The following is a 13,700-nucleotide window of genomic DNA, read 5'->3' on the forward strand; positions in this document are numbered from 1 at the left end:
GCGACGAGAGGCTGACCTGAACTGGCGCTCCGCGCCGTTCAGGTCAGCCTCTCGTCGTATCGTGCCCCCGGCAGGATTCGAACCTGCGCTCCCGCCTCCGGAGGGCGGTGCTCTATCCCCTGAGCTACGGGGGCGTGCGCACTTTCGTGCGCCCGGTGAGATTAGCAGCCGGGGCGGCCGATCGCGGAATGCACCCCCATCCGCCGGGGTGCCCCGGTACTGCGGGGCCACGCAGACGGTCGTGCCGGCATACGCGGTGGGTGCGAGGCGCTGCCCGAGGCGGTGCTCCGACTGCCGCCCCGAGCGCTCCTCGTAGACTCGCCGCCATGACGCCGGAGCAGCTGCGCGCCCTCCTCGAGCAGGTCGCCGCGGAGGCCGCGCGCAGCGGCGAGCTGCCCGGTGGGGCCGCCTCCGGGGCCCCCGGCGGCGCCATCTTCCGCCCCACCGACACCCGTGCGGCCGGGGTGGTGGCCGACTGGGTGACTCCCGTGGCTCAGCGCTGGGCGCCGAGTCTCGGCATCGGCGCTCGTGACCTCGCGCGCGTCCTCGCGCAGGGCCTCACCCTCCAGAAGCCCGTGGCCGCAGTCGAGGTCGCGCCGAGCGGCCTCATCGCAGTGACGCTCGAGGAGGCCGCGCGGTCGGCGATCGTCGCGCACGTGCTCGAGCACCAGAACGAGTACGCCCTCGGCGGGGGAGCCGTCGCGCCCGTCCCCGCGGAGGTGCCCGGAAGCCGGGCGGCCGGCGACCCCCTCCTCGCGGCGCAGCTGGCCCATGCGCGGCTCTGTCGTCTCATCCGCAACGCCGAGGCCGCCGGTGTCGAGCGGCGCGAGTCGGCACGGGTCGAACGGCTCACCCACGTGATCGAGCGGCACCTCCTCGTGGCGCTCGCCGACCTCCCGCAACGGCTGGACACCCACTCGGGCGACGTGGCGCAGCAGCGGCGCGCCCTCTCCGACCTGGCCGACCTCGTCGGCGGCTGGGACCACCCCCTGCGGCCGGCTGTCGTGGACGAGCCGGTGCGGGCCGTCCACGCCGCGCGGCTGCTGCTCGCCGACGCCGTCCGCGTCGTCTTGCGCAATGGACTCGCGCGCCTGGGCGCGTCGGCCCCCGAGAGGATGTAGGCATGCGCGCACACGAAGCAGGAGCGCTGCACGCCGAGGGCTATCGCGGCCCCGMGTGGMTCCAGACMCCCGTCGACGTCAACGCCCTCGTCCCCTCACTCTGGGCGACCTCCGTCGGACGTGGCGCCGACGGAGCCCTCACCGTCGGCGGGGTGAGCGTGGCCGAGCTCGCACGTGAGTTCGGCACGCCGGCATACATCATCGACGAGGACGACTTCCGTTCGCGCGCAAGGGATTTCAAGCAGACGTATGCCGAGGTCTTCGACAGCCTGTCCGGTGGAGCCGACGTGTTCTACGCCGGCAAGGCCTTCCTCTGCACCGAGGTCGCGCGATGGATCCGCGACGAGGGCCTGAGCCTCGACGTGTGCACCGGTGGCGAGCTGGCGGTGGCGGTCCGCGCCGGGGTGCACGGTGAGCGGATCGGCTTGCACGGCAACAACAAGAGCGTCGCCGAGATCCGCGCGGCCCTCGAGTACGGCGTCGGGCGCATCGTCGTCGACTCCTTCGACGAGATCGACCGCGTGGCCGCGGTCGCCACCGAGCTGGGAGTCGTCGCGCCTGTCCTCATCCGCGTCACCGTGGGGGTCGAAGCCCACACGCACGAGTTCATCGCCACGGCCCACGAGGACCAGAAGTTCGGGCTGTCGCTCTCGGGCGGCCACGCGTTCGAGGCCGCGCGCCGCATCCTGGCCCGGCCCGAGTCGCTGCGGCTGCTCGGACTGCACAGCCACATCGGCTCGCAGATCTTCGACACGTCGGGCTTCGAGGTCTCGGCGCGGCGCATCGTCGGCCTGCACACGCAGATCGCCCGCGAGCTCGGCACCGAGCTGCCCGAGCTCGACCTCGGCGGCGGGTTCGGCATCGCGTACACGACCGAACACGACCCGTTGCCGCCGAAGAACCTCGCTGCCGGCATGGCCGAGATCATCGAGCGCGAGTGCCGGGCCGACGGAGTCGCGGTGCCGCGCATCTCGGTCGAGCCGGGCCGCGCGATCGCCGGGCCCAGCACGTTCACGCTGTACGAGGTGGGCACCGTCAAGCCGGTCGACCTCGACGGAGGGGCCCAGCGCGTCTACGTCTCGGTCGACGGCGGCATGAGCGACAACGTGCGCACCGCCCTCTACGACGCCAACTACTCGTGCACGCTCGCGAACCGCGCCTCCACGGCCGACCCGGTGCTCGCCCGCGTCGTCGGAAAGCACTGCGAGAGTGGAGACATCGTCGTCAAGGACGAGTTCCTTCCCGCCGACGTGACGGCCGGTGACCTCGTCGCGGTGCCCGGCACCGGGGCCTACTGCAGGTCGCTGTCAAGCCAGTACAACCACACCCCTCGGCCACCCGTCGTCGCGGTGCGCGACGGGGTGGCTCGCGTCATCGTGCGACGCGAGACCGTCGACGACCTGCTCGCGCTCGACGTCTGATGGATCTGCAGATCCTGCGTCGCGCATGTCCGGATCGCGAAACAATGGGCGTCCAGATCCCGGACAGACGGCAGGATTCGCACCGTGGACAGTGCAGTGAGTGACCCCCGGCCGTTGCGCGTCGCCCTGCTCGGAGCGGGTGTCGTGGGTGGAGCCGTGGCCCGCCTGCTCACCGAGCACGCCGACGACATGGCGGCCCGGGTCGGTGCCCCGCTCGAGATCGTCGGCATCGCGGTGCGCCGCGCCGGGCGCGACCGCTCGGAGCTCGGGGTCGACCCGTCGCTCTTCACGACCGACGCCGACGACCTCGTCACGCGCGCCGACGTCGTGGTCGAGGTGATCGGTGGCATCGAGCCGGCCCGCTCGCTCATCCTGCGTGCCATGGACCACGGCGCGTCCGTCGTCACGGCCAACAAGGCACTGCTCGCGGAGGACGGACCTGCTCTCTACACCGCGGCCGCCGAGAAGGGCGTCGACCTCTACTACGAGGCCGCCGTCGCCGGGGCGATCCCGCTGCTGCGGCCGCTGCGCGAGTCGCTCGCGGGCGACGAGGTGCGCAAGGTCCTCGGCATCGTCAACGGCACGACGAACTACGTCCTCGACAAGATGGACACGACCGGCGCAGGCTTCTCCGACGCCGTCGAGCAGGCCCAGGCGCTGGGCTACGCGGAGGCCGACCCGACCGCCGACGTCGAGGGCTTCGACGCCGCCGCGAAGGCGGCGATCCTCGCCTCCCTCGCCTTCCACACGCGCGTCTCGGGCACCGACGTCTACCGTGAGGGCATCACCGAGGTGTCGGCGTCCGATGTCGCCGCGGCGCGCGAGATGGACGCTGTCGTCAAGCTGCTCGCGATCTGCGAGCGCAGTGAGCGAGGCGTGAGCGTACGCGTGCACCCGGCGATGATCCCGCGCTCGCACCCGCTCGCCGGAGTCCGCGAGGCGTTCAACGCCGTCTTCGTCGAGGCGGACGCGGCCGGCGAGCTCATGTTCTACGGCAAGGGCGCCGGTGGCGACCCCACCGCCTCCGCCGTGCTCGGTGACCTCGTCGCCGTCGCGCGCCACCGCGTCGGGGGTGGCCTCGGTCCGGGGGAGTCGAGCTATGCCGACCTGCCTGTCCTCGCCATGGGCGACGCCGAGACCAGGTACCACATCAGCCTCGACGTCGAGGACCGCTCCGGCGTCCTCGCGCAGGTCGCCGCGGCGTTCGCCGACCACGACGTCTCCATCGAGACCGTGCGGCAGCAGCTCGTCGCGGCCGCCGACGGCGAGTCCGCGCGGGCCAACCTCATCATCGTGACCCACACCGCCACCGACGCGGCCCTCTCGTCGACGGTCGAGCGCCTGCGCACGCTCGACGTCGTCCGTGGCGTCAACTCCGTCATGCGCGTGGAAGGTTCGTGATGGCCCACCAGTGGCGCGGAGTCATCCGCGAGTACGCCGACCGCCTGCCGATGCTAGAAGGCGCGCCCGTCGTCACGCTGCACGAGGGCGGCACGCCCCTCATCCACGCCGAGAAGCTGTCCGAGCGTGTCGGCGCCGAGGTGCACCTGAAGTACGAAGGCCTCAACCCCACCGGCTCCTTCAAGGACCGCGGCATGACGACGGCCATCAGCGTCGCCGCCGCCAAGGGTGCGCGCGCGGTCATCTGCGCCAGCACGGGCAACACGTCGGCTTCGGCGGCGGCGTACGCGACGAAGGCCGGCATGACGTGCGGCGTGCTCGTGCCCGACGGCAAGATCGCGATGGGCAAGCTGAGCCAGGCCATCGCGCACGGCGCGACCCTGCTGCAGGTCGACGGCAACTTCGACGACTGCCTGACGCTGGCGCGCAAGCTCGCCGAGGCCTACCCGGTCGAGCTGGTCAACTCGGTCAACCCAGCTCGCATCGAGGGCCAGAAGACCGCCTCGTTCGAGGTCGTCGACGCCCTCGGTGACGCCCCCGACATCCACTGCCTGCCGGTCGGCAACGCCGGCAATATCACCGCGTACTGGCGTGGCTACCGCGAGTACCTCGCCTCGCCGGTCACCGACGCGCCTGCCGGGCCCGCGACGCACCTGCCGATGATGTGGGGCTTCCAAGCTGCAGGGGCTGCGCCCATCGTCCTCGGGCACCCCGTCGACCACCCCGAGACCATCGCGACCGCGATCCGCATCGGCAACCCCGCGTCGTGGGAGCAGGCGGTCGCCGCCCGCGACGAGTCGGGTGGCCGCATCGAGGCCGTCACCGACGCGCAGATCCTCGACGCGCACCGCTACCTGTCTTCGCAGGAGGGGGTCTTCGTCGAGCCCGGCTCGGCCGCCTCGGTGGCGGGTCTGCTCGCGAGCCACGCAGCCGGCCTCGTGCCGACCGGTGCACGCATCGTCTGCACCGTGACCGGCCACGGCCTCAAGGACCCCCAGTGGGCGCTGCGCACCGCCGACGGCAGCGACGTCGTGCCCACACGCGTCAGCGTCGACGCCTTCAGCGCCGCTCAGGCGCTCGGTCTCGAGGGCTGACCGCGTGAGCCGAGTGCCCGCCGGGCGGTCCGTGCACGTCCGCGTGCCGGCGAGCAGCGCCAATCTCGGCCCCGGCTTCGACTCCATCGGGCTGGCCCTCGGTCTCTGGGACGACTACGTCGTGACGACCTCCGACGAGTTCGGTCTCGTCATCGAGGTCACCGGCGAGGGCGCTGCCGACGTGCCCACCGACGAGCGGCACCTGGTGCACGCGACGATGCAGCACACCTGGGAGTCCCTGGGGGTGCGTCCTCCAGGGGGATTGCGCATCGTCGCCACGAACGGCGTGCCCCACAGTCGCGGTCTCGGATCATCGGCAACCGCCATCGTCGCCGGGGTCGTTGCCGCACAAGCACTCTCGCTCGGCATGGCACCCTCGACCCCCGAGCCGTATGCCGCCTGGCCGGGCAGCGGCGAAGACGTGCCCGTCGACCTCGGGCTGGCGACGCACCTGTCGAGCGAGCTCGAGGGGCACCCCGACAACGCGTCGGCCAGCGCCCTCGGCGGACTCACGGTGAGCTGGATGCCCGACGACAGCGGTCACGACCACGGCGAACGCACCGTGACGGCCCGCATCGAACCGCACCCCCACGTCGAGGTCGTGGTGTTCGTCCCCGAGACGCAGCTGGCCACCCGCACGGCACGCGCCGTCCTGCCCGCGACGGTTCCGCTCGCGGCAGCCGCTGCCGGCGCCGGGCGGGCCGCCCTGCTCGTGCACGCGCTCACGGCGGACCCGTCCCACCTGCACGCGGCGACGCGTGACTGGCTGCACCAGGAGGCCCGGCGACCCTCCTACCCCGACACGATGGAGCTCGTGGACCTGCTGCGCTCGCAGGGTCACGCGGCCGTGGTCTCGGGGGCGGGCCCCAGCGTGCTCGTCCTCACCACACACGAGGCGGCTTCGACCGTCCAGGCGGGTCGTCTGGCGGCGCACTGGGAGCGGCTCACCCCGGGCGTGCCGCCCCGTGGTGCGCGGGTCAGGGCCTGCTGAGCGTCGACACAGGAGCGATCCGCCCCGGCGCGGAGGCACCCGGGTGGTATTCTGGGCGCGCACCACAGCCGCGACATTCGCAGGACGGTGCATCACCCCCACATTGAGGCGAAGTCACCTGCCTCTGGGCGCGTTCTGCGCCGAAGTGGATCTCAGACGGCCAGGTCACCTGGTCCAACTCCGGCCCGCTGGACCTCCCGGGCCGCAAACGAGGGGGAAGGATCCTTCGTGTCAGAAACAACCACCCGTCCGGTGTCCGGCCTGTCGGCCATGAAGCTGGACGAGCTCAAGGGCGTCGCGTCGTCGATGGGCATCACCGGAACGACGAAGATGCGCAAGAGCGACCTCGTCGAGGCCATCAAGGCCCGGCAGGCGGGCGGTTCGTCCGCCCCCGCCGCCTCGACCCCGGCTCCCGCGTCGGCGCCGGCGAAGAGCGAGACGTCCGACGGTGCCGCTCCGGCCCGCACGTCGCGCCGCGCCAGCCGCCCGGCGGGCTCGGGAGGCACCGAGCAGGCCGAGAAGAGCGTCGAGAAGGCGGGCTCCTCCGAGGGAGCCTCCGACCAGACCGGCGCCACGGGCGAGCGGGCTGCGGCCGCCTCGTCCGAGACGGCCGACACCAAGGGCGCCGAGCGGCCCTCGCGGGGCGCGCGCGACTCGCGTGACGACGTCGCCGGGACCGCGGACACGACCCACACCGCGCCCACCGGCGATGGCGACGGTGGCTCCGATGGCGGCAACCGTCAGCGCAGTCGCGGTCAGCAGGAGCGCCAGTCCGACCGCCGCGACGACCGTTCGGCTCGCCAGCAGTCCGACCGTCAGCAGTCCGACCGTCAGCAGTCCGACCGTCAGCAGTCCGACCGTCAGCAGGGCGGCCGCTCGGAGCGCCAGAACGACCGGGGCCAGCAGTCGGACCGCCAGAACGACCGGGGCCAGCAGTCGGACCGCCAGAACGACCGCGGCGACCGTCAGCAGGCGCGCCAGCAGGACGGCCGTCAGCAGGACGGCCGTCAGCAGGACGGCCGTCAGCAGGACAGCCGTCAGCAGGACAGCCGTCAGCAGGACACCCGTCAGCAGGACCAGGGCGACCGCCAGCACGACGGCCGCCAGGGCGACACCCGCGGCCAGCAGCAGTCGCACTTCGACGACGACGGCGGCAGCCGGCGCAGCCGCAACCGCCAGCGCAGCCGCGACCGCAAGCGGGGCCGTGGTCGTGAGGGCGGCCAGGACTGGAACGACACCGACATCCAGGTGGGTGACGACGACGTCCTCGTGCCGGTCGGCGGCATTCTCGACGTGCTCGACAACTACGCCTTCGTGCGCACGTCCGGCTACCTCGCCGGCCCGAACGACGTCTACGTGCCGCTCGGCATGGTCAAGAAGAACGGCCTGCGCAAGGGTGACGCCGTCACCGGTGCGGTCAAGGCGCTGCGAGACGGCGAGCAGCCGTCGGGCAACGTCGGGCGCCAGAAGTTCAACGCCCTCGTGCGCCTCGACACCGTCAACGGCACGACGCCCGAGGAGGCCGCCAAGCGGGTCGAGTTCGGCAAGCTGACGCCGCTCTACCCGCAGCAGCGCCTGCGCCTCGAGACCGAGCCGAACGTCCTGACGACGCGCATCATCGACCTCGTCGCCCCGATCGGCAAGGGCCAGCGTGGCCTCATCGTCGCCCCGGCCAAGGCCGGCAAGACGATGATCATGCAGACCCTCGCTAACGCGATCACGACGAACAACCCCGAGTGCCACCTCATGGTCGTCCTCGTCGACGAGCGTCCCGAGGAGGTCACCGACATGCAGCGCGCCGTCAAGGGCGAGGTCATCTCCTCGACCTTCGACCGGCCCGCCGAGGACCACACGACGGTCGCCGAGCTCGCCATCGAGCGCGCCAAGCGTCTCGTCGAGCTCGGCCACGACGTCGTCGTGCTGCTCGACTCGATCACCAAGCTCGGTCGTGCCTACAACCTCGCCGCGCCGGCGAGCGGACGCATCCTGTCCGGCGGTGTCGACTCGGCTGCGCTCTACCCGCCGAAGAAGTTCTTCGGCGCCGCGCGCAACATCGAGAACGGCGGCTCCCTGACCATCCTCGCGACCGCTCTCGTCGAGACGGGCTCGAAGATGGACGAGGTGATCTTCGAGGAGTTCAAGGGCACCGGCAACATGGAGCTGCGCCTGAGCCGCGACCTGGCCAACCGCCGGATCTTCCCGGCGGTCGACATCAACAGCTCGGGCACCCGCCGCGAGGAGATCCTGCTCGCGAGCGAGGAGTTGAAGATCATGTGGAAGCTGCGCCGGGTCCTCGGGGGCCTCGACGCGCAGCAGGCGATCGAGCTGCTCATCGACCGCCTCAAGAAGACGCGCACGAACTACGAGTTCCTCACGCAGGTGCAGCAGACGAGCGGCTCGAAGCTCGACGAGTCCTGACGAAGCTCCCGCACGAAGGGGAGTGGTGCCTCACGGCACCGCTCCCCTTCGGCGTTTCGTGGCCCATTCGGGTGATTTGTTCCTAAAATGGTGCTTCACACTCGAATCTCTCCATGGAGTGACATGTCTGCGCCTGCCGGCGACCTCGATGCCAGCCCCGTCCGTGTCCTCGTGGCCGACGATGACGCCGACATCCGCGACCTCGTCGAGTTCAAGCTGACCCAGGCCGGGTATGCCGTCGAGGCGGTTCCCGACGGCATCAGCGCGTGGGAGGCGTTCGCTGCCAACCCGCCGCAGCTGGCCGTGCTCGACGTCATGATGCCTGGCCTGTCGGGCATCGACGTGCTGCGCAAGATCCGTGAGAGCGACAACGCGTCGGTGCCCGTCCTGCTGCTCAGCGCCAAGTCCCGTGACTCCGACGTCGACACCGGCTTCGCCGTCGGGGCCGACGACTACGTCATCAAGCCGTTCAGCCCGCGCGAGCTCCTGCACCGGGTCAACGGCATGCTCGCCCGGGCCAGATGACGACCGGAAGGGCTCCTGTGACGACCGGCGTGAAGGCTCGTGCGGTGACCGGCGCGGCGACGGGCACCATGTCGTGATCATCGGCGGAGCCCTGCTCCTCGGCGCGACGAGCGCCGTGCTCGGCGGCTGTCTGCTCCTCGTCCTCGCAGTGGTCGCAGTGCGGGCGAAGCGTCACAGTCGCAACCAGCGTGACCAGATGCTGCTGTCACCGCTTCGCGGGCCGCTGATCACCGTGGCCTCGGGCGAGGACGACGACGGGTCCGCGGCAGAGCAGCTGACCTGGGCCACCGGGGTCACCCGCACGGTCCTCGACCGCAACATCGTCGAGCTCCTGACGAAGATCCGTGGGGGCCCCGGCGACCAGCTCGTGCACGTGCTCGAGGTCCACGGGGCCGTCGAGGCGGCCGTCGACGACCTGGGCCACCGGTCCTCTGTCCGACGGGCCCGGGCCGCCCAGCTGCTGGGCCTGGCGCGAGCCGACCACACCGTCCCGCAGCTGGTCGAGGCCCTGCGCGACGAGTCGGTCGAGGTCCGCAACAGTGCGGCGTACGCCTTGGGCCTCATCGGCGACCCGAGCGCGGCCGGCGCCGTGCTGGCCGCCATCGGCATCCCCGACCGTGGGCTGCCGGCCGCCACCGCTGCCGAGGCCCTCCAGTCGATGGGTGTCGGCATCTCCGAGGTGCTGCGCGAGGGCATGGGCGACGACAACGCCCGCACGCGGATGGTCGCGGCCCACCTCAGCGGCGAGCGCAGCTTCACGCGTGGTCTCCCCGAGCTGCGCAACCTGCTCGACCACGACGCCGACCTCACGGTCCGCGAGACCGCAGCCGTCGCCATCGGCCGACTCGGCCGCGGCGAGGACGCCGCCGTCCTGGCCCGCCACACGGCCGCGGACGACCCGCTGTCGCTGCGCCGGGCTTGTGTGCAGGCTCTCGGCGAGCTGGGCGAGGACGCCGCGATCCCGACCCTGTCGACCCTGCTCGACGACCCCGACCCGCGCCTGGCCGAGCTCGCCGCGATGGCGCTCCTCGCGCTCGGACCCGACGGCAGCGACGCCCTCGCGGGCCACGAGGACGACCCTGCCGTGCGCACGGCGCGACTCATGGTGAGCCTGCAGAAGGCGGCCGCATGAGCTGGCAGGGCTTCGTGGAGGGGCTGCGCTGCTTCGTCGTGTGGGTCATGGACGTCTCGAGCGTCCCGATCATCATCTACTTCGTCCTCATCAACTCCTCGTTGCTCCTGCTCATCGGGCTCGCCTACCTCGAGTTCCGTGCGCAGCAGCGGCGGCGGGCCACGGCGCTCACCTGGCAGGGCGCCGGGATGGCACCGGGCGTCTCGCTGCTCGTGCCGGCCTACAACGAGGAGGCTGGCATCGTCACGGCCGTCAAGTCGTTCCTCACGTTGCGCTACCCCCGGCACGAGGTCGTCGTCGTCGACGACGGCAGTGCCGACCAGACCTTCGCGCGTCTCGAGGAGGCGTTCGACCTCGTCCAGGTGCCGCGCGAGCTGCCCACCGAGGTGCCGATCCGCGCGAAGGTCCTCGGCATCTGGGTGCCGCGCGACGGCCGCACCCGGCTCGTTGTCGTGCGCAAGGAGAACTCCGGCCGGTCCGAGGCGATCAACGTCGCGATCAACGCCGCGAGCGAGCCACTCGTCGCCATGATCGACGGCGACTCGATCCTCGAGCCCGACGGCCTGCTGCACGTCACGCGTCCCTTTGCCGACGACCCGACCCGCATGGTCGCCACGGGCGGCGCGATCCGTCCGGTCAACGGCAGTCGCGTGGTCTCGGGGCGCATCGTGCGCGTCGAGATGCCGCAGACCTGGATCCCGCGCATCCAGCTCGTCGAGTACCTCCGGGCCTTCCTGCTCGGCCGCACCGGCTGGTCGCGTCTCGGAGGCCTGATCCTCATCAGCGGCGCCTTCGGGCTCTTCCGTCGCGACGTCGTCGTCGAGGTCGGCGGCCTCGACCCCCACAGCATCGGCGAGGACTTCGAGCTCGTCATGCGCATCCACAAGCGCATGCGCGACCAGGGTCGCGACTACAGGGTCGAGTTCGTGCCCGAGCCGGTGTCGTGGACCGAGGTCCCGGTCACGGCCACGGTGCTGCGCAACCAGCGACGCCGCTGGCACCGGGGCCTTTGGGAGACGTTGTGGGTCTACCGGAGCATGCTCTTCCGGCCGAAGTACGGCCGCATCGGCGCGCTCGCCCTGCCCTATTACTGGCTCTTCGAGCTCATCGCCCCGCTGCTCGAGCTCTTCGGCATCCTCATCGTGCCGTTGGCCCTGCTGCTCGGCGTCGTCAACGTGCCCTTCGCGATCCTCTTCCTCGTCCTCGCCTACGGGTATGCCGTCCTCGTGACCCTCTCGGCGATGGTCGTCGACGAATGGGCCTTCCACAAGCACGACCGGTGGCGGGCGATCTGGCAAACCGTCGCCGCCTCGGTGCTCGAGAACATCGGCTATCGGCAGCTGACCGTCTGGTGGCGTCTCGAGGGTTGGTGGTCGAGCCTGCGCGGCAAGAAGCACGTCTGGGGCGTCATGACCCGCACCGGCTTCGACGAGGACGCCGCATGAGCGGCGGCCTGCCGGCCGTCTCGAGGCGGTCGGTGGGCAGCCAGATCCGCGTGCTCATCGGGATCCTGGTCGTCCTCGTCCCCGTCGGCGCCGTCGTGGCCCTCGCGACGATCCACTCCCAGAGCGCCGCCGTGCGCGCGCTCACGCTGGCGCTCGGGCCCGCGTCCGAGGCCAACAACAGCGTGCTGCTCGACATGACCCGCGCGGAAGGCGCGTGGCGCGAGGCCGTCGTCGGTGCTCCAGCGCCCATCGACCCCCTGTCGCTCCAGCCGGTCATCGAGCAGCACCTCGCCCGGGTCGAGCAAGGCACGCAGAGCACTGAGCTCTCGGCCACCGACCGGGCGGCCTTCGCCACGCTCGTCGCCGACCAGCGGGCGACCGTGGCCGAGTGGTTCGCGTCCGCGCGTGCCTCGCTCGCCGGGGTCCCGGCGCGTGCGCCGTCCGGTCCGCCCCCCACCGGCTCGCCCGGTGCCACGTCACCTCCCGCACCGCCTTCAGCCCCGGCACCCGCGGTCGACACGGCCGCGCGCGCCCGCGTCGAGGCGGCATACGCACGCTTCACCAAGGCCAGCGCAACGCTCGGCGACACGATCCGAGACCACCGCAACGCCGCCAGGGTCGACTCCCGCGAGGCCACCGGCATCACGTCGGGCGTCATCATCGCCGCAGCCTCCCTCGTGCTCATCGTGCTCGTCGCGGCCGGCTTCGGGATGGACCGCGCCGTCGGCCGCCCCCTGGCCCGGCTGCGCGAGGTCGTGCGGCGGCAGGCCGAGGAGGACGTCATCGCGATGGCCAACCAGGAGGAGGGGGCCCTCGAGGTGCGCATGCTGGCCCGCGACTTCAACGACCTCACCCGTGCCAACGCCCGCCTCGTCGACCAGCAGGCGGCAGTGCTCGAGATGCAGGAGCTCGTGCTCGACGTCGGCCGAGGGGCTCGCGGGGCGGCCGACGTGCGCGACGCGCTGCAGCGCGTCACCTCCAGGCTCGGCGCCGGCCTCGGTGCCGACCGCGTGCTGCTCTACACGCTCGCCGATACCGGACAGTCCATCGGCGACCGCCTCCAGTGGCACACCGACGACCTGCCCGACCTGCCGCCGCTGCCGCGCTCGCTCGCGCAGCAGGTGGGGGCCGTCAACGACGAGCTGCGACGCGACGCCGGCTTCTTCGACCTGGGCGACCTGCTCGCGCACAAGGCGTACTCCGACGAGCGCGTCCGCGCCTTCCACCGGGCCACGGGGGCCCTCTCGCTGCTCATGCTTCCCGTCGGCACCGGCGGCCGCGGCCTCGGCATCATGGCGGTGCTCATGGTCAACGCGCCGAGGCGGTGGCACCGGCACGAGATCCAGGCCGCGCAGCAGTGCGCGGCCATCGCCGCCCAGTCGATCGTCTCGCTGCGCCTGTCGCAGATGCAGGACGAGCAGGTCCAGCGGCTCACCGAACTCGACCGTCAGAAGACCGACTTCATGGCCACGGTCAGCCACGAGCTGCGCACCCCGCTCACCTCCATCAGCGGCTACCTCGAGCTGCTCGTGGACGGCGACTTCGGCGAGGTGTCCGACGGCCAGCACGTCGCCCTCGACATCATCGGACGCAACGCCACCCGGCTGCGCGGCCTCATCGAGGACCTCCTCGTGCTCAACAAGATCGAGATCAGCGGCCTCCAGGCGATCGCCGAGGAGGTCGCCGTCCGTGACCTGCTGCGCACCGTCACCGAGACGATGGAGCCGGTCGCGGCCGCCTCCGGAGTGCAGTTGATCTGCCCAGCGGTCCCCGACGACCTCATCGTGAAGGTCGATCGGGGCCAGGTCGAGCGCGCCCTCATCAACCTCGGCTCCAACGCCGTGAAGTTCACGCCCGAGGGCGGCGAGGTCGTGCTCACCGCAGAGCGCTCCGGCGGCTCGACCATCATCTCCGTCCACGACACCGGCATCGGCATCCCGGCCGCCGACCTGGCCCGCCTGTCCGAACGGTTCTTCCGCGCGGGCAACGCCACGGCCGCCGCGATCCCGGGCACCGGGCTGGGCCTCGCGATCGTCCGGGCCATCGTCGAGGGGCACGGTGGCGAGCTCGTCATCGCGTCCGTCGAGGGCGAGGGTTCGACGATGCAGGTCGTGCTCCCGGTGGCCCAGCCGGCCAGCGTCCCGGTGTAAGG

At 71.8% G+C, this 13,700-nt stretch carries 10 protein-coding genes and 1 tRNA gene; 10 read left to right on the forward strand and 1 reads right to left on the reverse strand.

Annotated elements, in window-relative coordinates:
- Positions 1-62 precede the first annotated feature (62 nt).
- Positions 63-134: transfer RNA gene (locus tag AC1DE0_RS03090), tRNA-Arg, on the reverse strand.
- A gap of 192 nt (positions 135-326) precedes the next feature.
- On the opposite strand from AC1DE0_RS03090, the gene AC1DE0_RS03095 reads away from it, so the two are divergent.
- The 10 genes from AC1DE0_RS03095 to AC1DE0_RS03140 all read left to right on the forward strand — a co-directional run bounded on the left by AC1DE0_RS03095 (position 327) and on the right by AC1DE0_RS03140 (position 13,698).
- Positions 327-1,121, forward strand: a complete 795-nt coding sequence (locus AC1DE0_RS03095; RefSeq protein WP_478096996.1) for a DALR anticodon-binding domain-containing protein — start codon at positions 327-329, stop codon at positions 1,119-1,121.
- 2 nt (positions 1,122-1,123) lie between these two features.
- Complete coding sequence (lysA, locus tag AC1DE0_RS03100) at positions 1,124-2,542, forward strand: diaminopimelate decarboxylase (RefSeq protein ID WP_478096999.1); 1,419 nt, start codon at positions 1,124-1,126, stop codon at positions 2,540-2,542.
- 84 nt (positions 2,543-2,626) lie between these two features.
- The gene (locus AC1DE0_RS03105; RefSeq protein WP_478097001.1) at positions 2,627-3,943 is read left to right on the forward strand and encodes a homoserine dehydrogenase; all 1,317 of its coding nucleotides are present in this window, start codon (positions 2,627-2,629) and stop codon (positions 3,941-3,943) included.
- The gene (thrC, locus tag AC1DE0_RS03110) at positions 3,943-5,037 is read left to right on the forward strand and encodes a threonine synthase (RefSeq protein WP_478097003.1); all 1,095 of its coding nucleotides are present in this window, start codon (positions 3,943-3,945) and stop codon (positions 5,035-5,037) included. The genes AC1DE0_RS03105 and thrC overlap by 1 nt, the downstream gene beginning before the upstream one ends.
- Positions 5,038-5,041: 4 nt before the next feature.
- On the forward strand, positions 5,042-6,028 hold the full coding sequence (locus tag AC1DE0_RS03115; RefSeq protein ID WP_478097005.1) for a homoserine kinase: 987 nt from the start codon (positions 5,042-5,044) through the stop codon (positions 6,026-6,028).
- A 270-nt stretch (positions 6,029-6,298) separates the two neighbouring features.
- Positions 6,299-8,446 carry a transcription termination factor Rho gene (gene rho / locus AC1DE0_RS03120; protein ID WP_478097750.1) on the forward strand — a complete coding sequence of 716 codons (2,148 nt, stop codon included), beginning with the start codon at positions 6,299-6,301 and terminating at the stop codon, positions 8,444-8,446.
- Between the two features lie 123 nt (positions 8,447-8,569).
- Positions 8,570-8,971, forward strand: coding sequence for a response regulator transcription factor (locus AC1DE0_RS03125; protein WP_478097007.1), 402 nt, complete (start codon positions 8,570-8,572; stop codon positions 8,969-8,971).
- A gap of 73 nt (positions 8,972-9,044) precedes the next feature.
- Positions 9,045-10,103, forward strand: coding sequence for a HEAT repeat domain-containing protein (locus AC1DE0_RS03130; protein ID WP_478097009.1), 1,059 nt, complete (start codon positions 9,045-9,047; stop codon positions 10,101-10,103).
- Positions 10,100-11,548, forward strand: coding sequence for a glycosyltransferase family 2 protein (locus AC1DE0_RS03135; protein WP_478097011.1), 1,449 nt, complete (start codon positions 10,100-10,102; stop codon positions 11,546-11,548). The genes AC1DE0_RS03130 and AC1DE0_RS03135 overlap by 4 nt, the downstream gene beginning before the upstream one ends.
- Positions 11,545-13,698: an ATP-binding protein gene (locus AC1DE0_RS03140; RefSeq protein WP_478097013.1), complete on the forward strand. Its 2,154-nt coding sequence runs from the start codon at positions 11,545-11,547 to the stop codon at positions 13,696-13,698. Before AC1DE0_RS03135 ends, AC1DE0_RS03140 begins: the two co-directional genes overlap by 4 nt.
- Positions 13,699-13,700: the final 2 nt, after the last annotated feature.

It is taken from the genome of Terrabacter sp. 05T424 (assembly GCF_056396225.1).